Raw genomic sequence first — 22,818 nt, 5'->3', positions numbered from 1 at the left:
CGGACCGAGCGGCCGGCCCCCGGCCGCTCGGTCCCTGAAAGGACACTCATGACATCGTCTCGTTCGCGCCGGGCGGCGCGGTTCGGCGGCGCCGCCCTCGCGGCCGCGCTGCTCACCGCGACCCAGGCGACCACGGCTCTCGCGGCTCCCGGAAACCCCGGTGCGCCGCGCTACTCCGCGGGCGCCCCCTCGCTCGGCGACCCGTACTTCCCCGACCAGGGCAACGGCGGCTACGACGTGCGGCACTACGACGTCACGTTCACCTACGACCCCGCCACCAAGGTCATGGACGCCACGACGGTGATCACCGCGGTCGCCACCCAGGACCTCGACCAGTTCGACCTGGACTTCCGCGGCCCGCAGATCACGTCGCTGACGGTGGGCAAGCACCCGGCCTCCTACCGGCGGGACGGGCAGGAGCTCGTCGTCACCCCGCGGCCGAAGCTCAAGACCGGGGAGACCTTCACGGTCACGGTGACGTACGCCGGGACGCCGCCGGTCGTCACCGACCCCGACGGCTCGATCGAGGGCTGGGTGCCGACGGACGACGGCGCCTTCGTGCCGGGCGAGCCGCAGGGCGCCCCGGCGTGGCTGCCGGCCAACGACAGCCCCGCGGACAAGGCGACGTTCACCTTCCGTGCGACGGTCCCCGAGGGCGTCACGGTGGTCGGCAACGGCCGCCTGGCGTCCAAGACGACCGCGAACGGCAAGACCACGTTCGTCTGGGACTCGGCCGAGCCGATGGCGACCTACCTCGCCACGGTGACCCTGGGCAACTTCGTCGTCGACGAGACGACCACGCCCGGCGGCATCCCCGTCTACACGGCGGTGGACCCCCGCCTGGTGACCCAGTCGGCCGCGGCCGTCGCCAAGATCCCCGACATCGTCGACTACTTCTCCTCGATCTTCGGGCCGTACCCCTTCAACCAGACGGGCGCCATCATCGACCGCGCGCCCGACGTCGGCTACGCCCTGGAGAGCCAGACCAAGCCGATCTTCTCCAGCGCGCCCAGCGTCGGCACGATGGCGCACGAGCTCGCGCACCAGTGGTACGGCGACAGCGTGAGCGTCGGCAAGTGGTCCGACATCTGGCTGAACGAGGGCTTCGCGACGTACGCGACCTGGCTGTGGACCGAGCACACCGGCGGCGCCACCGCGCAGCAGACGTTCGACAGCTCCAGCAACTACGGCCGGGCGGCGACCTCGTCGTTCTGGCAGGTCGTCACGGCCGACCCCGGCCCCGAGGACATGTTCGGCAACGTGCCGTACAACCGCGGCGCGATGACGCTGCACGCGCTGCGCGGCAAGATCGGCGACGCCGCCTTCTTCACGCTGATCAAGGACTGGGCGACGACGCACCGGTACGGCAACGCGAGCACCGCCGACTTCATCCGGGCGGCGGAGAAGGTCTCGGGCATGGACCTCAAGGCGTTCTTCGACGTGTGGCTGTTCCAGAAGGGCAAGCCGGCCTCCTGGTAAACCCGTTCCGGCGGCTCCCGCTCGCGGGGGCCGCCGGTTTCCGGAAGACGCGGGCGGGGACGCGGTTCAGGGACGCAGATGCAGCGTGAGCTGGATGCGGTCGCGCAGGCCCAGCTTGCGCAGCACGCTGGACACGTGGTTCTTGACCGTGCCCTCGGTGATGAACAGGCGCGCCGCGATCTCCCTGTTGGCGGCACCGGCGGCGACCATCCGCGCCACCTCCACCTCGCGGGCCGACAGCGACTCCTGCCCGCGGAAGGCGACCGGGCTCACCGGCAGGTGCCGCAGCTCGGCGACCAGGCGGGCCGCGACGGGGCTGCCCAGCACGGTCTCCCCGCGGTTCGCCCGGTGCACGGCCGCGACCAGGTCCTCCGGCGAGCAGTCCTTCAGCAGGTAGCCGGTCGCGCCGCCGCACAGCGCGCCGAAGATGAACTCGTCCTCGTCGAACGTGCTGAGCACGACGACCGCCACCTCCGGATGCTCGTCGGCCAGCCGGACGATCAGCTCCACGCCGTTCATGCCCGGCATGCGCATGTCCACGAGCGCCACATGCGGACGGCACTCGCCGATCACCCGCAGCGCCTCGTGGCCGTCGGCCGCCTCGCCGACGACCTCGATGCCGTCCTCGACCTCCAGCAGCTTGCGCAGCCCCTGGCGCAGCAGCGCCTGGTCGTCCACCAGCACCACCCTGACCGGCGTCATGCCCGCGCCCCCAGCGGCAGCTCGGCGCGCAACTCGAACCCGCCGCCCGGCCTGTTGCCGCCGGCCAGCGTGCCGCCGAGCGCCCTGGCCCGATCCGCCAGCGACGTCAGCCCGAAGCCGCCGCGGGCCCGGTCGTCCCTGCCCGTTCCGTCGTCTCTGACCACGAGCGCCACCTGGTCGTCGCCGAACGTGAGCGTGCCGTGCACGTGCTCGGCCTTCGCGTGCCGCAGCGCGTTGGTGAGCCCCTCCTGCAGCACCCGGTAGAGGACGAGCTCGGTGTCGGCCTTCAGATGCCGCTCCTCGCCCCGCACCTCGAAGCTCACGGTGATGCCGGTGCCGTCGAACGACGCCGCGAGCCGTTCGAGCGCGGCGCTGCCGACGCGGCCGTCCAGCGCGAGCGGCCGCAGCGCGCGCACCCAGCGCCGCGCGTCGGCCAGCGCCTCCACGGTGAGCTCCTTGGCCTGGCGGACCTCCGACCAGGCGGCGTCGGGGCGGCGCCGGCGGAACCGCTCGGCGTTCTCCAGGCCCATCTTGATGACGGTCAGATGGTGGCCGACGGAGTCGTGCATCTCCGCCGCCATCCGGGCCCGCTCCTCGGCGACGGCCAGCTCCCTGATCCGCTCCAGCAGGCCCTGGGCCTCCTCACGTCTGCGCCGCGCCTCCAGCGTGGAGGCCGCCATGCCCAGGACGAACGCGGAGAACACCGCCATCGCGGTGGCCTGGACGATGCCGTCGGCGATCGTCGAGCCCAGGAGCGGCGGCATCACGGCGCATATGACGGTGACGCAGGACAGGGCGGCCGTCGCGACGCGAATGCCATGGAGGAAGGCCAGGTTGGCCACCGCGACGAGGATCAGGGGCATGTGGTAGACGGCCGCACCGGTGACCCCCATCATGAGCGTCGCCACCAGGAACAGCGGCCCCACCCAGAGGCGGCCCCGCGCCCGGCTCCAGGGCAGCGCCGGCCAGAGCGCCACGACCAGCACCAGGTTGGCGCCGAAGAGCGCGCACTGCAGCGGGGCGGCGCCGATCACGGCCGCCTGCGCGAGGCCGGTGGCCAGCAGGGCCGTCACCGTCCAGAACACGAGGTTGAACAGGAACGGCCGGTCGGCGTCGCGAAGCCAGTCGAAGCGCGCCATGGTCCCGACCCTAGAGCGTTTCGGATCGGATGCAATCGCCCACAGGAACCATGACCATGGTCATGCCCGCGTCTATCCGCCGCTCGACGCGCCGGTGGACAGGGCGCGACGGACTGTGGCGCTTCACCCGCCGCGATGCCGTCGTGTGGTGACACTCCGGACGGCGGCCTGTCGTGACGGGTCCGTCACGGCGTACGGAACCCGCGGAACGTCACGCGCGTGCGGATCACGAAGCCGAGCCGCTCGTAGAGCGCGAGCGCGTCGACGTTGGCCTCGGCCACGTGGAGGAACGGGCGCTCGTCCCGAGCCGTGATCCGGGTGACCAGGGCGCGCACCAGGCGCGAGGCATGACCTCGGCCGCGGGCCTCCGGGGCGACGCAGACGGCGCTGATCTCGGTCCACCCGGGCGGGCGGAGCCGTTCGCCCGCCATGGCGACCAGCGCGCCGTTCTCACGGACACCCAGATAGGTGCCGAGCTCATGCGTACGGGGCCAGAACGGCCCCGGCCGGGTCCGCGCGGTGAGGTCGAGCATCTCGGGCACGTCGTCGACGCCCAGCTCGACCGTCCGTGAGCCGGACTCGGCATCGGCGCGACCCGGGTGGGCGCCCGCGGGCCAGATCATCTGGAAGCCGTCGAGAGCGAAGACCGGCTCCCAGCCCGCGGGCGGGGTGGCCGGGCAGCTGAACAGATCGGCGAACGCGCCGCGACCGAGCAGGCGCGCGAGGTCGGCCCACTCGGCCGGGCCGGGGTCGGCGGGCACCGCGGAGAAGGTCGCGACCTCCGGCGTGTAGTTGGCCGCCCGGCCGAGCCGGCGGGCCAGGTGGGCGTGGTGACCGCGGAGCGACTCACCGACCGGGTCGTCGAGTGTGACGGTGTCGTGGTCGGCCATGGTGCGTGCCCTTCGTGTGTGCGGAGGTGAGAGCCGGTGACCAGCCGTCGGCGGGGTCGTGACCGGGGATTGTCGCAGCCGCAGTGTAGTCAGGAGGGCTTCCGCCCTCGCGGGGGCTTGAACCTCACGCCGGGGGAGGTCGTAGCGTTTCGGGCATGATCGGGGCAGACGACGCCGGACGGCGATGGTCGATCGGCGAACTGGCGCGGGCGGCCGGGATGACGGTGCGCGCGCTGCACCACTACGACGAGATCGGTCTGCTGAGCGCGAGCGAGCGTACGCCCGCCGGGCACCGCCGATACACCGAGCGTGACCTGCGGCGGTTGTACCGGGTCCGCGCGCTTCGGGCGCTCGGCCTGTCGCTGGAGGAGATCGCGGGTGTTCTCGACGGCGCCGCGGACGACCCCGAGTCGATGCGCGAGCTGCTGACGGCGCAGTTGCGCAGGCTCGACGAGCACGCCGAGCTCATCGGGACGCTGCGCCGGCGGATCCGCGGGCTGCTCCGGCAGGCCGGCGACTCGTCCGGCCCCGATCCGGACCGGTTGATGACCACATTGGAGTTGATGTCGGTGTTCGAGACCTATTTCACCGAAGAGCAGCGCGAGCGGCTGGCCGAGCGCAGGAACGCGCTGGGCGGCGAGGGCGTCGAAGCGGCCAAGCACGAGTGGGCGGGGCTCGTCGAGGAGGGCCTGCGGCTCGTGGAGAGCGGCGTGCCCGCGGAGGACGAGCGCGCCCGGGACCTGGTACGCCGCTGGGACGCGCTGGCGGGCGGGTTCCACCCCGACGGAGCGGACGGCGAACGGACCAGGGCGGCGGCCCGCAGGATGTGGCAGGACAACAGCGCGGAGATCGGAGGGAGCCTGCCCTGGCCGGTCGAGCGGATGGCGGGCCTGGTGGCCTACCTGGAACAGGCCCGCCAGACCGGCTGAGCCCGTCCGCCACGGCGGGCAGGGGCGGGCCGGGTCGCGGGGGCGCTGCTCACGGGGTGAACCTTTCACCCGTTCCGCCGCGTCTCCCGAGCACCGAGCAGAGCGGGGGAGGGCGAACGTTGACCGGCAGGAGGGACCGGCCTACCGTCCGGGTCGCCCCCGCCCCCGCCCCCCCCGTCAGCCGGAGGTTCCGTGTTCCGCACCGCCGCAGCGCGCCTCGCCCCCCTGGCCGCCGCCGTCCTCGTGGCGGCCACCGCGCTCCCCGCCTCGGCCGAGGTCGTCGACCCCGCTCCCATCGGCCCCCACCAGTACTTCTACGGTTTCGTCAACGGCCAGACCGGCCACACGATCATCAAGATGGCGTGCTACGGGCCGGTGTTCCCGGGACAGACCGGTCATCCGTTCCCCGGGCAGACGGTGGAGGTGCGGCCCGTCGCGATCTCGTCGTCGTCGGCGAGCATCGGCTACACCGGCAGCGGCGGCGGGCCGATCGCGGTGGACCTGGGCGACCCGTCGACCGTCGCGAGGGCGCTCGTGCTGCGCTACTACGGGGTCAAGGCCGAGATCCCGGTCACCGCGACACTGCCGTGCTACGGCTCAGGGAAGGTGACGTTCACGCCCGTGGCCGACAGTTGGACCGCCCGCCAGGCGACCGTCCTGGTCGACTACGTCGGCCAGCCCTGACCCGCATCGCGTCGCCGCCGTGCCGTGACTGCGGGCACCCGCGTATGGGTGCCCGCAGTCACCGGCGTGACACGCCCGCCGGTCACTACTTCGCCGGTTTGAAGGTGGCGGCGATGGTCTCGAAGAGCTCCTTCTTCTTCTTCCAGTCCTTGTCCTGGGTCTTGTACAGCAGCGCGTAGCCGTTGTGCTTGTCGGTGACGAAGCCGCGGTCGATCACGCGGGACCGGTAGCGGCTGTCGCCGAAGGTGAACTCCCAGTCGGCCGCGGTCTTCCAGTACCCCTTGACGTCTCTGATCTCGACCAGCTTGTAGCCGGGGAAGTTCCGGCTCATCCCGGGCACATCGCGCCGCCAGACCTTCAACGCGTCCGACTCGGGGCTCGTGGTGTGGTGGACCTCAAGATAGGTGTGCGAGTCCCCGCGGAAGCGGACTTCGCCGTTGCCCCTGCCGTCGACGTGCCACCCCTTCGGCAGCGCGAGCGAGAACCCGCTCGAGTGCTTGTACTTGTGCCAGCCCTCGGGAACGCCGGCGGGCTCGGAGGTCGTGGCACTCGGGGACGGCTCGGGGGACGGGGACGTCGCCTCGTCCGAGGCGGACGGCCCGGCGGAGGACGGTGCGGCGGAGGACGCGGCGTCGGAGGGCTTGTCGGCGGTCTTCCCCGTCGCGGCGGGGGCCGCGTCCGACCCGGAGGCGGGGTCGCCCCCCTGGTCGCCCTCGCCTGCCATCAGGCCGAGGTAGCCCGCCACACCCGCGATGATCAGCAGGGCGGGAATGAGGATCAGCGCGACCTTCAGCATGCCGTTCGACGACCGCTGCGGGACCGGGCTGGTGGACACCGGGTGCCAGGCCGCCCCGCCCTGCGCGGGCACCGTGGCGGGCGCCTGCCGCAGCCCGGCCATCGGGCTGCCGGCTCCGGCGATCCCGGCCGCGCCCGACCCGTCCTGCGCCCGGTCCTCCATGGCGGCGCGCCGCTCGTCGCCCCCGCCCGGCGTGGACCCGCCGTTCGAGAAGGGCCGCGAGGTCCCGGCGCGGGCCGCTCCGGCACGCTCGCCGGCCCGGTCCGTACGGCTGTCGCTCCCGCCCGCCGCGCCGGAGCCGGTGGCCCCGGAGGAGGCGGACGAGGCCGGCCCCGTCGTGCCCTTGGATCCGGTGGCCCCTCCCGCGGCGCCCTTCGCTGTCGCGCTCGCGCCGAAGGCCGCCGAGGACGGCGATGCCGACGACTGGGGCGCCGACGACTGTGATGCCGAAGTCTGCGATGCCGAAGACTGGGGCGTCGTGGGCGAGCGCTCGCCGGAGGAGGTGCCGGGACCCTTCGCCGTGCCTGAGGCGGCCGAGCCCTCCGGCGCCTTGCGGTCCTCCGCGCCGGAGGTCGCGCCGGAGCCCATAGCGGGGCTGACCTTGACGGTGCCGTCGCCGGCGTCCGCTTCCGGACCGGCTTGCCTCCCGGGCCTCTCCTCGGCGGGGACGCCGGTCGAGGGCTTCGTACGGGCGGGCGGGGCGGCCTGCGCTCCGGTTTCCGGCATGCCTTCCGGCATGGTCTCCGGCACAGCGCCAGGAACAGCGTCCGGCGCCTTCCCCGCCTTCTCCTGAGCCGGGCCGTCCCCCTGCTCCGGCGGCCCGTCGTCGCGTATGACCGGGAGGGGCGAGGTGATCTCGCCGGGGCCCGCTGCCTCGCTTGCGGTCCCGGTCGCACCGCGCCCGGCCGCCGCTCCCCTGCCGGAGGCGGGCGCATGGTCCGCCCCCGCCGCCTCGTCGCCCTGCTCGTGACGATCGTCCCGCCGGGCGGAGGATCCGGGCGGGGAAGACCCGGGCGGGGGAGACACCGGCGGGTACGGCGCCGCGCCCCGTGAGGCGGGCGTTTTGGGCTTCGCGGCCTCCGGCCTCTCGGGGCGCGACGAAGCTGGCTCGGCGGGCGCGGCGCCGGGTGCCGGCGCTGGCGAGGACAGCTCCCGTGAGGCGCGCTTGAGCAGCCGGGTCAGCTCGTCGTAGCCGGGCCGGTCGGCGGGCTCCTTCGCGAGCATCCGCAGGAGCACGGGGCCCAGCGCGCCCGCGCGTCGCGGCGGGGCCGGGGCGTCGTTCAGCACGGCGTGCATGGTGGCCATCGCCATGCCCCGGTCGTGCGGGGGCTTGCCCTCCGCCGCCGTGTAGAGCGTGGCGCCGAGCGACCACAGGTCCGATTCGCGCTGCGCGGCCTCGCCGCGGAGCCGTTCGGGGGCGATGAAGGCGGGGGTGCCGACGAGGCCGGTGCGGGTCATGGTGGAGTCGGCTTCGAGCCTGGCGATGCCGAAGTCGGTCAGGACCACCCGGCTGTCATCGGTGAGCAGCACGTTCTCGGGCTTGACGTCGCGGTGCAGCACGCCCTGGCGATGGGCGGCGCGCAGCGCGTCCAGGATCTGCAGGCCGATCTCGACGGTGCGCTGGGCGGGCAGCGGGCCGTCCTCCCTGATCACCTGCCCGAGCGAGCGGGACGTCACCAACTGCATGATGATCCAGGGGCGGTCGTCCTCTTCGATCACATCGTGGACGACCACCACGTTCGGGTGCGTGAGGCGGCCCGCGGCCCTGGCCTCGCGCATGGTCCGGCGATTGAGGTCGCTGAGCTCGTCGCCCATGGCGCTGTCGTAGCGGACCTCCTTGACCGCGACCTCGCGGTCCAGCAACTGGTCGTGGGCGCGCCAGACGACGCCCATGCCTCCGCGGCCGATCGGCTCAACCAACTGGTACCGGCCTCCGACGAGCCGGCCTTCCGCACGCGACACTCGAACCCCTTCCTGGACCAATGAATCGTCCCACGGATGGCAAAGGGATCAACCGCGTACATGACTGACGATCCCGAAATCCGAGACAAATCGGTTCGAGTCGTGGCCGCTCGCTGCTAAGGTCCTTGTTATGGGTAGGTACAGCTCGTTTACGAGGCCGGTTCCGGGAGGGCCGGTCGCGTGACGTGAGCTAGCGACCATCCGGGACCGGCTTGAGGCAGGGACGCCAGCGTCTCTGCCTTTTTCGTTCTCTCGGAGGTCTGATCTCAGCGAATCCCCATGGCAGACGGCCGGTTCCGCGGGGCCGGCGCACGGAGGAGCCCACATGTCGAAGGCAGCCCAACTCGACCGCGACGCCGTACGGATCGGCGACCTCGTGATCGGCGACGGGCGCCCGGTTGTGGTGATCGGGGGCCGGGACGCCCGCTGGCTGCGCCTGCGCGGCGACGGCGGCCTTCCCGTCGACGGAGCGGAGACCGTGCAGGACAGGCCGGGAGACTCCTCGAAGGACGGGTCGTGCGCGGGCGAGTCGGGCGCGGACAGGTCGTGCGCGGGCGATTCGTGCGCGGACGGCGCGGTCGCCGAGGCCAGAGCGCGGTGGGCGGGCCCGCTGCTGGTGGAGCCCGCCACGGTCGCCGACCTGTCCGCCGTGGCCCGGCACGCCGACGGAGTGGTGGTCGGGGCGGCCTGGGCGGCCGACCCCGATCTCGTCCGCGCCGCGGCCCGGCTCGGGCTTCCCGTGGTCCTCCAGCGGGGAAGCTCCCGGCATGGGCGGCCGGTGACGCTGGAGGAGTGGCTGGCCGCGGTGGACGACTGCGCGGCCGAGGGCAACGAGGCGGTCGTGCTCTGCGAGAGCGGCGGCCGCGGCGAACCGCAGGACGCCGCGCCCGACCTCGGGCTCATGCGCGCCGCCCGGGAGCGCGCCGGCCGCCCCGTGCTGGCCGGACTGGGCGGCGACGGCGGGCTCGCGGACGCGGCGGTGGCGGCGGGGGCGGACGGCCTGCTGATCGACCCGGGCGCGCCCGAGCGAGCCCTCGCGGCGGCGCACGAGGCGGCGACCGTCATGGCGGCGCTCGTACGGCCGGACGATCCCGAGACCCTCGACGCGGCCCGGGGCGCGATCGACCGCGTGGACGCGGCCCTCGCCACGCTCCTCGAACACCGTGCCGCGCTGGCCGGGCGGATCCAGCGGCTCAAGCCCGTCGGCGGGTTCCGGGGGCGGGACATGGACCGCGAGCGCCGCCTCGTCGCGGCCATGGCCCGCCGTGCTCCCAGCCTCGGCGCCGGGCTGCTCGCCCCGATCATGAACGCTGTGATCGAGGCCGGATTGCGCCTGTCGGAGGAGCGGCGGGACGGCGAGGAGCGGGGATAGAATTTGTTTCACCTGAGTCCCACCGGCTCGCGATCACGGCGTAGGCACTGGTCCGCGGTCCGGTGACGATGGGGGTCGCATGGGTGATCCGTTTGTGCATCTGCACGTCCACACCGAGTACTCGATGCTCGACGGAGCGGCGCGGCTGAAGCAGATGTTCAAACTCGTGGGCGAGCTGGAGATGCCCGCGATCGCGATCACCGACCACGGCAACATGCACGGCGCCTACGACTTCTACACGCAGGCGACCGCCGCCGGGGTGAAGCCCATCCTCGGCATCGAGGCCTATGTCGCGCCCGAGTCGCGCATGCACAAGAAGCCGGTGCTGTGGGGCGAGCCGCACCAGAAGAGCGACGACGTCTCGACCGGCGGCTACTACACCCACATGACCATCTGGGCGCGGAACAAGACCGGCCTGCAGAACCTGATGAAGCTCAGCTCGCGCGCCTACACCGAGGGCTTCGTCCGCAAGTGGGCCCGGATGGACGCCGACATCCTCGCCGAGCACGCCGAGGGCCTGATGGCCACCACCGGCTGCCCCTCCGGCGAGGTGCAGACCCGCCTGCGGCTCGGCCAGTACGACGAGGCGCTGAAGGCCGCCGCGAAGTTCCAGGAGATCTTCGGGAAGGACAACTACTTCCTGGAGATCATGGACCACGGGCTCGACATCGAGCGGCGGGTCCGCGACGGCCTGGTCCGGATCAGCCGCGAGCTGGACATCCCGCCGGTCGTCACCAACGACTCCCACTACACCTACGAGTCGGACGCGGCCGGCCACGACGCCCTCCTGTGCATCCAGACCGGCAAGCAGCTCAGCGACCCCGACCGGTTCCGGTTCGACGGCAGCGGCTACTACGTCAAGACGGCCGACGAGATGCGGGCGGTCGACTCCTCCGGCGTCTGGCAGGAGGGGTGCCGCAACACGCTGCTGGTGGCCGAGAAGGTCGAGCCCGAGGGCTTCTTCCCCTACCGCAACCTGATGCCGGCCTACCCGATCCCCGAGGGACAGACGGAGGAGGAGTACTTCCGGCAGCAGGTCTGGGAGGGCATGGGGCGCCGCTTTCCCGGCGGCGTGGACGAGGAGCACCGCACCTGGGTCGAGAACGAGATCGGCGTCATCCTCCAGATGGGCTTCCCGAGCTACTTCCTCGTGGTCGCCGACTTCATCATGTGGGCGAAGAACAACGGCATCCGGGTCGGTCCCGGCCGTGGTTCGGCCGCCGGCTCGCTGGTCGCGTACTCGCTGGGCATCACCGACCTCGACCCGATCCCGCACGGCCTGATCTTCGAGCGATTCCTGAATCCCGAGCGCGTCTCGATGCCCGACATCGACATCGACTTCGACGAGCGCCGGCGCGCCGACGTGATCCGCTACGTGACCGAGAAGTGGGGCGCCGACAAGGTCGCCATGATCGCCACGTTCGGCACCATCAAGGCGAAGGCGGCCGTGAAGGACGCCGGCCGCGTCCTCGGCTACCCGTACGCGCTGGGCGACCGCATCTCCAAGGCCTTCCCCCCGGCGGTGATGGGCAAGGACATCCCGCTGTCGGGCATCTTCGACTCCGGCCACCCGCGCTACAAGGAGGCGGGTGAGCTGCGCAAGCTGTACGACGAGGACGCCGACGTCAGGGCGACGATCGACCTCGGGCGCGGGCTGGAGGGCCTGATCCGGCAGACCGGCGTGCACGCCGCGGGCGTCGTCATGTCGGCCGAGCCGCTGACCGACCACATCCCGATCATGCGCCGTGACTCCGACGGCGCGATCATCACGCAGTTCGACTACCCGACCTGCGAGACGCTGGGCCTGCTGAAGATGGACTTCCTGGGCCTGCGCAACCTCACGATCATCGACGACTGCCTGAAGATGATCGAGGGCAACACCGGGAACATGATCGAGCTGCCGGAGCTCCCGCTCGACGACACCAGGACGTACGAGCTGCTGGCCAAGGGCGACACGCTCGGCATCTTCCAGCTGGACGGCGGCGGCATGCGCACGCTGCTGCGGCTGATGAAGCCCGACAACTTCGAGGACATCTCCGCGGCCCTCGCGCTCTACCGGCCCGGCCCGATGGGCGCCAACTCGCACACCAACTACGCGCTGCGCAAGAACGGCCAGCAGGAGATCATCCCGATCCATCCCGAGCTGGAGGAGCCGCTCACGGAGATCCTCAACACGACCTACGGCCTGATCGTCTATCAGGAGCAGGTCATGGCCATCGCGCAGAAGGTGGCCAACTACACGCTCGGCGGCGCCGACCTGCTCCGCCGCGCGATGGGCAAGAAGAAGAAGTCCGAGCTGGACAAGCAGTTCGAGTTCTTCGAGAAGGGCATGAAGGAGAACCGGTTCTCCGCGGCGGCCATCAGGGCCCTGTGGGACATCCTTCTCCCGTTCTCCGACTACGCCTTCAACAAGGCGCACACCGCCGGCTACGGCCTGGTGTCCTACTGGACCGCCTATCTCAAGGCCAACTACCCGGCCGAGTACATGGCGGCGCTGCTGACCAGCGTCAAGGACGACAAGGACAAGTCGGCGCTCTACCTCAACGAGTGCCGCCGCATGGGCATCAAGGTGCTCCCGCCGGACGTCAACGACTCCGACTTCGACTTCACCCGGCGCGGCACCGACATCCGGTTCGGCCTGTCGGCCATCCGCAACGTCGGCGCGAACGTCGTGGACGGGATCATCGCGGCGCGCGGGGAGAAGGGCAGATTCACCGACTTCAAGGACTTCCTGCGCAAGGTCCCCGCGGTCGTCTGCAACAAGCGCGTCATCGAGTCGCTGATCAAGTCGGGTGCGTTCGACTCCTGCGGGCACGTGCGCAAGGGCCTGCTGATGGTGCACGAGCAGGCCGTCGACGCGATCACCGACATCAAGAAGAACGAGGCGATCGGCCAGGACTCGCTGTTCGGCGCGATCGACGGCGGCGAGGACCAGACCTTCGACGTGCAGATCCCGCCGGGGGAGTGGGACAAGACCACGCTGCTGCAGTTCGAGCGGGAGATGCTCGGCCTGTACGTCTCCGACCACCCGCTGTTCGGCGTCGAGCACATCCTGTCGGCCGGCGCCGACTGCTCGATCGCCGCGCTGCAGGACGACAGCCGCTCCGACGGGCAGGTCGTGACGGTCGGCGGCATCCTGTCGGGCCTGCAGCGGAAGGTGACCAAGAAGGGCGACACCTGGGTCCTCACCATGCTGGAGGACCTGGAGGGCTCCATCGAGGTCATGATCTTCCCGTCGGCCTACCAGCTCTGCGCGACCGTGCTCGCCGAGGACGCGATCGTCTTCGTCAAGGGCAGGATCGACAAGCGGGAGGACGTCGCGAAGATCATCGCGATGGAGGTGGCCGCGCCGGACCTCACGGCCGAGTAGGGCGGGCCGCTGGTGGTGAGCATGCCGATCAACCGCTGTACGCCGCCCGTCGTCGGCCGGTTCAAGGAGGTGCTGACCACCTACCCCGGGACCACGGAGGCCACCTCCAGGTGCACAACGGGCCGCGCACGACGGTCATGCGGCTGGACGACCGGCTCCGCGTGAGCCCGTCGCCCGCCCTGACGGGCGACCTCAAGCGGCTCCTCGGCCCGGCCTGCCTGGCCGGTTGACCGGCCGCCCGGTCGACGAAGTGACGAGGCCGGCCGCCCGGCGGCACGCCTCGTCGATCCTCCTGCGGCGCCGTGCGGTCACGGCACTGCGTATGGCGGCCGCGGCACCGCGCACGGCGGCCACGGCACCGCGCACGGCGGCCGCGGCATCCACTCGCTCAGGCGCGGCGCCGCACGGGGTGGGCGGGGTGGTGGCGTCGAGCCGGTGATCCGGCTCGGCGGGGTGCCGAGCTTCGCGCCGGAGGCTTCGCCGTGTGGCTCGCGCTCTGCTTCGCGTTGTGGGGCGCGCTGCGGTTCGCGTCGTGAACAGCGCTGTGCTTCGCGTTGTGGGGCGCGCTGCGGTTCGCGCTGTGGGTCGCCGGCGGGTTCGTGCCCTCGTGGCGCACCGCGCTGTGCCGGCCCCGGGGCGTGCGGTGCGGGACCGCCGCGCGGCGTTCTGCCGTCGCGTCGGCTGTCGCGTGGTCGGCGATCGCGTGTTTCCGGGTCCCGCGCTCCGCCGTGCCGGATCGGGCCGTGTCACGGGCCGTGTCACGGCGGGTTCCGGCGCGTGGGGCTTCGGCGCGTCGGACGGCGGGCGGCGCCGCCGGAGGAGCGGCGCGGTGGCGGGCGAGGCTCGCCCAGCCCGTCCTGCCGGTCGTCGCCGGCACGCCGCCGGGCCCTCTGCGGAGTGGCGCACGGGGCGAGGAGCCACGGGCCGCCGAGCGGGCTGCGGCGGCGATCGGCGAGTCGCGGGCGGGGCGGACCACGGTGGAGCGAACCACGGTGGAGCGGCTCGCCGGGGCGGCGGGCGCGGCGGGAGCGGCCCGGAGGGCGGTGGGGGCGGTCCCGGCGCCCCCGGCGCCCCTGGCCAGGGGGGTGGTCCCGGTGCTGCTGGACGCATGCTCGCCGCCGCTCGCCGCGCCGTCCGTCGCGTCCTCGTCGGACGCCGAGGCGCCGTCGCCGTCGTCGTCGTGCTTCTCGCGCTCGGCCTCCCGCTTCTTCTTCTCCTTCTCGCGCTGCTTCTCCAGCGCTTCCTTCAGGCCGGGCGTGAAGCCGCCGCCGAACCGGGCCATATCCGGTGGGACGAAGCCGTACGCCGGGGTGTCCCGCAGGGCCGCGTGCATCGAGTCCACCCAGATGGGGCCGGGCAGCGAGGCGCCCTGCACCGCTCCGTAGTAGCGGCCGCCGATGGTGACGCCGGTGAGCGGATAGCGGTAGGAGCCGCGGATGTCGCCCACGCTGACGGCGGCGGCGAGGGCGGGCGTGTATCCGGCGAACCAGGCCGAGGTGTAGCCGTTGTTCGTGCCCGTCTTGCCCGCGACGGGCCGGCCGATGGACTGGCCGCGCATCGTGCCCTTGGTGAAGACTCCCGTGAGCACATGGCTCACCGCGTCGGCGACCGCGGGTTCGAGCGCGGTCACGCAGGCGGGCGGTGTCTCGGTGCGGGTGCCGTCGCGCTCCACGACGGCGGTGACGGCCATCGGCCGGCAGTAGCGCCCCCGGGCGGCGAACGCCGCGTACGCCGCCGCCACGGTCGTCGGGTCCATCTCGTTGGCGCCCAGCGTGAACGTCGGCACCTCGTGGAGCGACGTGCCGTCCGCCCGCCTGATGCCGAGTGACTTGGCCGTCTGCACGACGTCGCACAGGCCGACCTCGCGCTCCAGTCGCATGTAGAAGATGTTCACCGACTGCCAGGTGCCCATCTCCAGGCTCAACGGCCCGCCGCCGCCCTCGCCGCCCGCGTTGTGGATGACCGTGTTCGGATCGTTGACGGACTTGCCCGAGCAGTCGCGATAGCCGTACGACGGGACGTACGCGCCGGGGATCGTGAAGCCGTCGCCGAACCGCATCCCCTGCTTCAGCGCGGTGGCCAGGGTGAACACCTTGAACGTGGACCCCGCCTGCAGGCCGAGCCCGCCGCCGTGCGCCATGTCGGCGGCCAGGTTGTAGGTGGTGGCGGGCCCGAGGTCGCGGTCGTGCGGGTTGCGCCCATAGCGCTTGCTCACGGCCATCGCGCGGATGCGCCCGGTGCCCGGCTCGATCATCGTCTCCGACGCCACCTGGTTGTCGCGGGGGCTGACCCGCGAGGCGATGGCACGCTCCGCGGCCCGCTGCGCGACCGGGTCGATGGTCGTCCAGATGGTCAGCCCGCCCCGCTGGAGGCGCCGCTCGCGGTCGGCCCTGGTGTATCCGAACGCGGGGTTGGTGAGCACCTCGCGCTCCACGTACACGCAGAAGAAGGGGTGGGCGCTGCCCGCGCAGCCGCCGGGCTCGGGGCGCAGGTGCAGCGCCAGCGGATCGGCCGCGGCGGTGCGCGCCGCGTCCTTGCCGATCACCCCGAGCTCGGCCATCCGGCCCAGGACCAGGTCGCGCCGCGCCCGCAGCCGGTCACGGTGCTCGTCGCCCAGCGTGGGGTCGGTGTCGTACGGCGTGCGCACGGCGCCGGCGAGCGTCGCGGCCTGCGTGAGCGTGAGGTCGGCGGCGTCGACGCCGAAGAACCGTTTGGCCGCCGCCTGGACGCCGAACGCCCCCGCGCCGAAGTAGGCGATGTTGAGGTAGCGCTCGAGGATCTGATCCTTGGTGTATTTACGTTCCAGCGCCAGCGCGTACCGCAGCTCGTCCAGTTTGCGGCGGAACGAGCGGACGAGGGCCTGCGCGCGCTCCTGCTCCGACTCGGCCTGACTCAGCATGATGTTCTTGACGAGCTGCTGGCTGATGGACGAGCCGCCCTGCCGGATCCCGCCGGCCCGGGTGTTGGTGACGAAGGCGCGCAGCGTGCCCTTGAGGTCCAGGCCGCCGTGCTCGTAGAACCGCGCGTCCTCGATGGCCACGATGGCCTGGCGCATGACCGGGGCGACCGCGCCCAGCGGCACCGACTGCCGGTTCTGGTAGTAGAACTGGGCGATCTGGTGCCCGTCGCGATCGAGCAGCCGTGTCACCTCGGGCAGCGGCTCCTCGCGCAGGGGCACGGGCAGGTCGGTGAGGACGGACGCGGCGCTCCTGGCCGCCAGACCGGCCCCGCCCGCGAAGGGCAGCACCAGCCCGGCGACCAGGGCGCCCCCGGCCGCGCCGCACATGCCCAGGGCGAGGACGGCGCGCCCGAGACCGGCCTGGCCGGCAAGACGAGAGGTCACGGGATATCAGTGCGACCTCTGGCGTTTCTCCAAACCCAGGGGCCACAAAGCTTTACGTGAGTCTGTTTATCTTCAACCCGAGGGAGGTGAACTGTTCGAACGGTCTGTGGTAGCCGCGTTCGATGTGGTTGACGCCCCGCAGGGTCGAGGTGCCCTCGGCCACGGCGGCGGCGAGCACCGCGGAGAACCCGGCGCGGATGTCGGGGAGCGTGACGTCGGCCCCGCGCAGGTTGGAGATTCCGCGTACGACCGCCGAGTGCTTGGCGTTGGTGTCGTGGTAGCGGCAGGCGGGTCCGCCCAGGCACTGGGCGAACACCTCGATTTCACACCCCATCTTCTGCAGCGCGGGCACGTACACGAGCCGGTTCTCGAACACCGTCTCGTGCAGCACCGACATGCCCTCGGCGCGAGTGAACAGCACCATCAGCGGCGTCTGCCAGTCCGTCATGAAGCCGGGGTGGGTGTCGGTCTGCACCGCCGCGGCGCGCAGGCCGTCCGGCGCGGAGGCGCACAGCCACTCGTCGGTTATCTCGAACCGGGCGCCCATCCTCGCCAGCGTGGTGATGGCGGTGACGAGCCGGTCCTGGTGGCAGCCGTGCACGCGCACCTCGCCGCCGGTCACCAGACCCGCCACGAGGTAGGAGAACGCCTCGATGCGGTCGCCGGCCAGCCAGGTGGAGGCGCCGTGCAGCCGCTCGACGCCCTCGATGACGATGCGGCGGTCGGGGCTCAGCTCGATCATGGCGCCCATGCGCTGGAGGAACAGCGCCAGCTCCACCACCTCGGGCTCCATCGCCGCGCCCTTGATGACGGTCTTGCCCTCCGCCAGCACCGCCGTCATCAGGATCGTCTCAGTGGCGCCCACGCTGGGATAGGGGAGCGTGATGCGGCTGCCGCGCAGCCGGGCCGCCTTGGCCGTGATGCCGTTGTCGCCCACCTCGATCTCCGCGCCCATCGACCGCAGCGCCTCGACGTGGAAGTTGACCGGCCGCCTGCCGATCGGGTCGCCGCCGACGAGGGGGACGAACGCCTCGCCCGCCAGGTGCAGCAGCGGGCCGAGCATCAGGATCGGGATGCGGTTGAGCCCGGTGTACTCCTCCGGCACCCGCGGCCGGATCTCGCTGCCCCGCTCGATGGTGATCTCACCCGGGGTGATCTCCACATGGATGCCGAGGGCTTCGAGCATGGCCGCGGTGAGCCCCACCTCGCCGACCTCGGGGGCGTTGTGCAGCGTGCTCGGACCCGTGCCGAGCATCGCCGCCACCATGTGCTTGGAGACCGCGTTCTTCGATCCACGGACCTCCACGTCCCCCCGCAACGGGCCGGACGGGTCGATCTGCCATACCTCTTCGCTCACTCGGCCTCCTTGGCCCACACTGACGCCGTGCATCCCCTGAACCCGGCTTCAGCAAGAGTAACGGGATCGGCACCGATCACCACGTGGGTACTATCGGGACGGTGCGGCATCTGAGGGGCAATCTGGCGACGACCGGCCTTACCGTCCTCGTGCTCGCCGTCCTCGGGGTGGTCGCCGGATACGTGTGGTCGGCGCTCGCCCCCACCGCGCAGTACGTGCTGGTCGACGGGACGCCGCACCTGGCCGATCCCGAGACGCAGTCGCTCATCGAGGCCGACGGCTGGTTCGCCGTCGTCACCGCCGCTTTCGGCCTGGTCTGCGGGATCGCGGGGTACGTGCTGTCGCGGGGCAGGGCGATCGAGGTCCTCGTGGGGCTCGCCGCCGGCGGGCTGCTCGCCGGATACGTCGCCATGCTGGTCGGCGGCACGGCCGAGGGCGGGGTCCAGGCGGCGGGACCGCGCGGCTACACCACCACGACGTCGCTGGACCTGACCGCGCACGGCGTGCTGTTCGCCTGGCCGCTCGTGGCCACCGCGGTGTTCTGGGTCGTCGAGTTCGCCGTGAGCTACAACGAGAGAAGCCGCTGAGCCCTGCCGCAAGCCCCGCCGCAAGCCCTGCCGCAAGCCCTGCCGCCTACACCGTGCCGCCGGACTCGGCCGTCTAAGCCCTGCCTACGCCGTGCCGAGGCCCGGCTCGGTCCGCCAGAAGCCGGTCGCCCGCTCGAAGGCGTGTCCGAGGCGCAGGACGTCCATGTCGGCCCACGGCCTGCCCACGATCTGCAGGCCGACCGGGAGACCGTCGGACGTGAAACCGCACGGCACCGACATCGCGGGCGCGTGCAGCACGCTGATCCAGTAGCACGACCGCATCCAGGCCAGGTAGTCGGGCATCTCCACCCCGGCCACCTCCGTGACGTACGGCTGCTCGACGGGGAACGGCGGCACCTGGCTGACGGGCGCCACCAGGAAGTCGTAGCGGCCGAAGAACTCCCGCATGCGGTGGAACAGGCCGGTGCGCAGCCGCTCGGCCCTGGCGAGATCGGCTCCGGTGACCTTCCGCCCCTGCGCCACGTTCCAGCCCACGTTGGGCCCCACCTCGGGGAGGTCGCCGAAGGTGAGCGCGTAGTACCACGACCGGTAGACGCGGAACGCCTCTTCAGCGTCGGACAGGTCCAGGTCCACCCGCTCGACCTCGGCTCCCAGCGCGGCCAGCGTCTCGGCCGCCCGCGCCGTCGTCGTGGCCGTGCGGGGGTCGACCGGAAGGCCGCCGAGGTCGGGGCTGAAGGCGACGCGGACTCCGGCGAGGTCCATGTCGGGGGACGCCGCGAACGCCGAGCCGTCCTCGCGGATCGAGAAGGGCGAGACCGGGTCGAACCCGGCGACGGCCGACATGAACAGCGCGAGGTCGCCGGCCGTGCGGGCCATCGGCCCCGGCACGCTGAGCGTGAACCAGGCCGCCGTCGCCGACTTCGCCGGCACCCGTCCCGGGGTCGGCCGCAGGCCCGCCACGTTGCAGAACGACGCCGGGTTGCGCAGCGACCCGCCCATGTCGGAACCGTCGGCGAGCGGCACCATCCGGCACGCCAGCGCCGCCGCCGCGCCGCCGCTGCTGCCGCCCGCGCTCTTGGACAGGTCGTAGGGGTTGCGGGTCGCCCCGAACACCTCGTTGACCGTGTGCGAGCCGGTGCCGAACTCCGGGGTGTTCGTCTTGCCGAGCGCGATCCCGCCCGCCTCCCGGATGCGCCGCACGAGCGGGTCATCCTCGGTGGGGACGTGCTCCGCGAAGGCCGGCGAGCCGTACGTGGTCCGCACGCCCGCGGTGTCGGCGAGGTCCTTGTGCGCGACCGGGATGCCGTGCAGCGGGCCGCGCACCAGGCCGCGCCGCAGGTCCTCGTCGGCGCGTGCGGCCTGGTCGAGCGCCCGCTCGGCGGTCAGCGTCACGACGGCGTTGACCCGCGGGTTCGTCTCCTCGACGCGCCGCAGGCACGCCTCGGTCAGTTCGACCGCGCTCACCTCGCCCGCCCGCAGCAGCGCGACCATCTCCGTCGCGGTGAGGTCGACCAGCTCGTTCACGTTTCCCCCGTTCGGTGCGGTTCCCGGCCAGTCTTGTGGCCGGTGGGCCGTACGGGCGACGGCAACAGTAGACAGGCTCAGAGCTTCGCGATGGGGGCGGTCACGGCCTGGACGATCCGGATGAGGTTGCCCGGCGCCGTCTCGATCTGCAGGCCGCGCCGCCCGGCGGAGAAGTAGATCGTCTCGAAGCCGAGCGCGGACTCGTCCACCACGGTCGGCAGCCGCTTGCGCTGCCCGATGGGGCTGATGCCGCCGACCACGTAGCCGGTGACCCGCTCCACCTTGGCCGCGTCGGCCATCGCCGCCCGCTTGCCCTTCAGCGCCGCCGCGAACGCCTTGAGGTCGAGCTTGCCCGCCACCGGCACGACCGCGACCGCCAGCCCCGCCTCGGTCTCCGCCACCAGCGTCTTGAAGATCCGCTCGTACGGCAGGCCGAGCGCGTCCGCCGCCTCCTCACCGTACGCCTGGGCGTTCGGGTCGTGGTCGTAGGGGTGCAGGGTGAACTCCGCCTTCGCCTGCGTGAGGGCGACCGTCGCCGGAGTGCCCTGGCCGCCCTTGCTCTTGGTCTTGCTCACGACGGCAAGCCTAGTGTGACTCTCGCCGCACGCCGGGGGGCGCCGCGGGCAGGACGGAGCGCACGGCCTCGGGGGAGCGGGCCACCACGGCGGTGCCGTCGTCCGCGGTGATGATCGGCCGCTGGATCAGGATCGGGTGGGCGGCCATGGCCTCGATCCAGCGTTCACGGGACGGCCGGTCACGCGGCCACGACTCCATGCCCAGCTCGGCCGCGACGGGCTCGCCGAGGCGGGCGACGTCCCAGGGCTCCAGCCCGAGGCGGCGCAGCACCTCGGAGAGCTCCTCCGCGCCCGGCGGGTCCTCCAGGTAGTGGCGGACCGTGTACCCCGCGCCCTCGGCGTCGAGCAGCGACAGGGCCGACCGGCACTTCGAGCAGGCCGGGTTGATCCAGATCTCCATGCGGCCATTGTCCCGCCCAGCTGCGGGCAAACGGGCTCTCATGCCCACCCGGCGTACGGCAAAACGATCTAAAGGGGACAATCTTTAGACGGCCTTTGTCGATGGGGAGGGGCCGAGTGCGGAGGGGCGGCAGATGGGGACGGTCGGGGATCTCGCAGGTGGTGTCGCGAAGGGACAGGCATTCCTGTTCGGCGGACTGGGGGTGTGTCTCACTCTCCGGCCGGAGGGCCTGGGGGCCAACCACGGCATGAGTTACTACGGGGCCCACTGGCAGACCGCGCTGCCGTACGCCGCGGGCCTGGCCGGGGCCGCGCTGTTCACCCACCGGGCGCTGCGCGACGCGGCGGCCCGCACCCCGTCCCCGGCCCATCTGCGGTGGATGGCCGACTCGTTCGTCGCGCTGCTGGCCGGGATCATCCTGACGCCGTACACCCTGGGCGGGATGGTCGACTGGGCGCATCGGGGGCTGGGCGCGGCCCTGTTCGCGCTCCAGCTCCTGCTGGCCGGACGGCTCGTCGCGTGGGCTCACGGTGACGCGGCCGGCGTCGTGTTCCTCCTGCTGCAGCTCGGCGGCGGCGTCCTCGCCGCGGTGTACGTGCTCCAGGCCGAGGGGCTGCTCATCCACGGCGAGGCGACGTTCCAGCTCGGATTCGCCCTGGTGCTGGCCAGGACGCTCCCGCTGGTCGCGCCCCCGATCGCCGCGCCGTCCGCGGCGGCGGGCGCAGTGCCGGGGCCGGTGGCGGGCGCAGTGCCGTCCGCGGCGGTGGGGGGAGTGCCGGGTTCGGCGGCGGCGGCCTCGGCCCGGTGAGACGGTGATCGGACCGCCGGGCCGCCCTACGGGCCGATCACCTCGGCACTCGCCCTGACCAGCGCGGACGCGAGCGCGGGAGGGGGTTCCTCGTCGGTGATGAGGCCGGACAGGCCGTCCAGGGCGCACACCCGGTGGGCGGCGACCCTGCCGTGCTTCGAGCTGTCGGCGAGCACGTACGTCCGGGCGGTGCCGGCGAGGATCACGCGCTTGGTCGCGACCTCGTCCAGGAAGTAGTCGGTGAGCCCCGCTTCGGCGTCCACCCCGCCCGAGCCGAGGAACGCCACGTCGGCGCGCAGGTCCTGGAAGAACCCCAGCGTCTGGGCGTTGGAGACGGCGAGGTCGCCCTGCCGGACGCGCCCGCCCGCCACCAGCACCTCCACGCCGGGACGGCCCGCGAGCTCGGCCGCCACCAGCAGCGAGCAGGTGGCGACCACCCCCCGGAAGGACGGGGGGACGGCCCTGGCGACGTGGACGGCGGTGGTGCCGGCGTCGACGATCACGGTCTGGCCCGGCCGCAGGAGCCGCGCCGCGAGCTCGCCGATCACGGCCTTCGCCTCCGACTGGCTGGTCGAGCGCTCCAGGTAGGACCGCTCCTCGCCGGTGCCGGACGGCGCCGGGGTCGCCCCGCCGTGCACGCGGACGAGCAGCGCCCGGCGCTCCAGGAGCGCCAGGTCGCGCCGGACGGTCTCGTGGGAGACGCCGAGCAGCGCGGCGAGGTCCTCGGTGCGTACGGTCCCCTTCCGCCCGAGGGCCTCGATGATCCGCTGGTGGCGCTGTGCCGGAAGCAAGAGATCCGCCTTGACCGAATGTGACTGATGTTGCCCGAGAGTGTGGATCGATGCCCGGAAACCTGTCAAGGAACCGGCCCGGAAAACGGACGTCGGCGAAGAACCCCAGCTCCGGAGTGGTGTGCGTACCGGTGAAACGCCCGTCCCGA

Annotated in this window: 16 protein-coding genes and 1 pseudogene; 7 read left to right on the top strand and 10 right to left on the bottom strand. The window is 72.4% G+C overall.

The window, feature by feature from the left end:
* Positions 1-48 precede the first annotated feature (48 nt).
* On the top strand, positions 49-1,479 hold the full coding sequence (locus tag ACGFIB_RS01475) for a M1 family metallopeptidase (protein WP_357258000.1): 1,431 nt from the start codon (positions 49-51) through the stop codon (positions 1,477-1,479).
* Between the two features lie 66 nt (positions 1,480-1,545).
* Here the strand turns inward: ACGFIB_RS01475 and ACGFIB_RS01470 are convergent, their stop codons facing one another.
* From ACGFIB_RS01470 to ACGFIB_RS01460, 3 genes are all read right to left on the bottom strand, one after another.
* Entirely contained in the window at positions 1,546-2,181 is a 636-nt protein-coding gene (locus tag ACGFIB_RS01470) for a response regulator (protein WP_393367757.1), read from the bottom strand.
* The gene (locus tag ACGFIB_RS01465) at positions 2,178-3,320 is read right to left on the bottom strand and encodes a sensor histidine kinase (protein WP_393367754.1); all 1,143 of its coding nucleotides are present in this window, start codon (positions 3,318-3,320) and stop codon (positions 2,178-2,180) included. Before ACGFIB_RS01465 ends, ACGFIB_RS01470 begins: the two co-directional genes overlap by 4 nt.
* A gap of 185 nt (positions 3,321-3,505) precedes the next feature.
* Positions 3,506-4,210 carry a GNAT family N-acetyltransferase gene (locus tag ACGFIB_RS01460; RefSeq protein ID WP_393367752.1) on the bottom strand — a complete coding sequence of 235 codons (705 nt, stop codon included), beginning with the start codon at positions 4,208-4,210 and terminating at the stop codon, positions 3,506-3,508.
* 155 nt (positions 4,211-4,365) lie between these two features.
* On the opposite strand from ACGFIB_RS01460, the gene ACGFIB_RS01455 reads away from it, so the two are divergent.
* Positions 4,366-5,139, top strand: coding sequence for a MerR family transcriptional regulator (locus tag ACGFIB_RS01455; RefSeq protein ID WP_393367750.1), 774 nt, complete (start codon positions 4,366-4,368; stop codon positions 5,137-5,139).
* 192 nt (positions 5,140-5,331) lie between these two features.
* Complete coding sequence (locus ACGFIB_RS01450) at positions 5,332-5,823, top strand: hypothetical protein (RefSeq protein ID WP_393367748.1); 492 nt, start codon at positions 5,332-5,334, stop codon at positions 5,821-5,823.
* A gap of 85 nt (positions 5,824-5,908) precedes the next feature.
* Here ACGFIB_RS01450 and ACGFIB_RS01445 read toward each other — a convergent pair whose 3' ends face one another.
* Entirely contained in the window at positions 5,909-8,581 is a 2,673-nt protein-coding gene (locus tag ACGFIB_RS01445) for a serine/threonine-protein kinase (RefSeq protein WP_393367746.1), read from the bottom strand.
* Between the two features lie 325 nt (positions 8,582-8,906).
* Here ACGFIB_RS01445 and ACGFIB_RS01440 point away from each other — a divergent pair, with 325 nt between their 5' ends.
* Both ACGFIB_RS01440 and dnaE read left to right on the top strand, forming a co-directional pair.
* Complete coding sequence (locus ACGFIB_RS01440) at positions 8,907-9,953, top strand: chorismate mutase (protein ID WP_393367744.1); 1,047 nt, start codon at positions 8,907-8,909, stop codon at positions 9,951-9,953.
* 79 nt (positions 9,954-10,032) lie between these two features.
* A pseudogene (gene dnaE / locus ACGFIB_RS01435) lies at positions 10,033-13,553 on the top strand (DNA polymerase III subunit alpha).
* 158 nt (positions 13,554-13,711) lie between these two features.
* On the opposite strand, the gene ACGFIB_RS01430 reads toward dnaE, so the two are convergent.
* Both ACGFIB_RS01430 and murA read right to left on the bottom strand, forming a co-directional pair.
* Positions 13,712-16,666 (bottom strand): transglycosylase domain-containing protein, encoded by a 2,955-nt coding sequence (locus tag ACGFIB_RS01430; RefSeq protein WP_393367742.1) that lies wholly within the window; start codon positions 16,664-16,666, stop codon positions 13,712-13,714.
* 52 nt (positions 16,667-16,718) lie between these two features.
* Complete coding sequence (gene murA, locus ACGFIB_RS01425) at positions 16,719-18,023, bottom strand: UDP-N-acetylglucosamine 1-carboxyvinyltransferase (protein WP_139574388.1); 1,305 nt, start codon at positions 18,021-18,023, stop codon at positions 16,719-16,721.
* Positions 18,024-18,124: 101 nt separating this feature from the next.
* On the opposite strand from murA, the gene ACGFIB_RS01420 reads away from it, so the two are divergent.
* Entirely contained in the window at positions 18,125-18,610 is a 486-nt protein-coding gene (locus tag ACGFIB_RS01420) for a hypothetical protein (protein WP_142568659.1), read from the top strand.
* Between the two features lie 84 nt (positions 18,611-18,694).
* On the opposite strand, the gene ACGFIB_RS01415 is transcribed toward ACGFIB_RS01420, so the two are convergent.
* From ACGFIB_RS01415 to ACGFIB_RS01405, 3 genes are all read right to left on the bottom strand, one after another.
* Complete coding sequence (locus ACGFIB_RS01415; protein ID WP_393367739.1) at positions 18,695-20,095, bottom strand: amidase; 1,401 nt, start codon at positions 20,093-20,095, stop codon at positions 18,695-18,697.
* 77 nt (positions 20,096-20,172) lie between these two features.
* Positions 20,173-20,670, bottom strand: a complete 498-nt coding sequence (gene ybaK, locus ACGFIB_RS01410) for a Cys-tRNA(Pro) deacylase (RefSeq protein WP_189104959.1) — start codon at positions 20,668-20,670, stop codon at positions 20,173-20,175.
* A 10-nt stretch (positions 20,671-20,680) separates the two neighbouring features.
* Positions 20,681-21,070: an arsenate reductase family protein gene (locus ACGFIB_RS01405; RefSeq protein ID WP_393367737.1), complete on the bottom strand. Its 390-nt coding sequence runs from the start codon at positions 21,068-21,070 to the stop codon at positions 20,681-20,683.
* Between the two features lie 133 nt (positions 21,071-21,203).
* On the opposite strand from ACGFIB_RS01405, the gene ACGFIB_RS01400 reads away from it, so the two are divergent.
* Positions 21,204-21,878 (top strand): hypothetical protein, encoded by a 675-nt coding sequence (locus tag ACGFIB_RS01400; RefSeq protein ID WP_357240218.1) that lies wholly within the window; start codon positions 21,204-21,206, stop codon positions 21,876-21,878.
* A gap of 26 nt (positions 21,879-21,904) precedes the next feature.
* Here the strand turns inward: ACGFIB_RS01400 and ACGFIB_RS01395 are convergent, their stop codons facing one another.
* A complete protein-coding gene (locus ACGFIB_RS01395) occupies positions 21,905-22,669 on the bottom strand; it encodes a DeoR/GlpR family DNA-binding transcription regulator (protein ID WP_142568664.1) in 765 nt (254 codons plus the stop codon).
* Positions 22,670-22,818: the final 149 nt, after the last annotated feature.

The organism is Microbispora bryophytorum, assembly GCF_043197435.1.
Classification (GTDB): Bacteria; Actinomycetota; Actinomycetes; order Streptosporangiales; family Streptosporangiaceae; genus Microbispora; species Microbispora bryophytorum.
The sequence above is the reverse complement of the archived record's forward strand: the minus strand, read 5'-3'. Positions and strand labels throughout refer to the sequence as shown.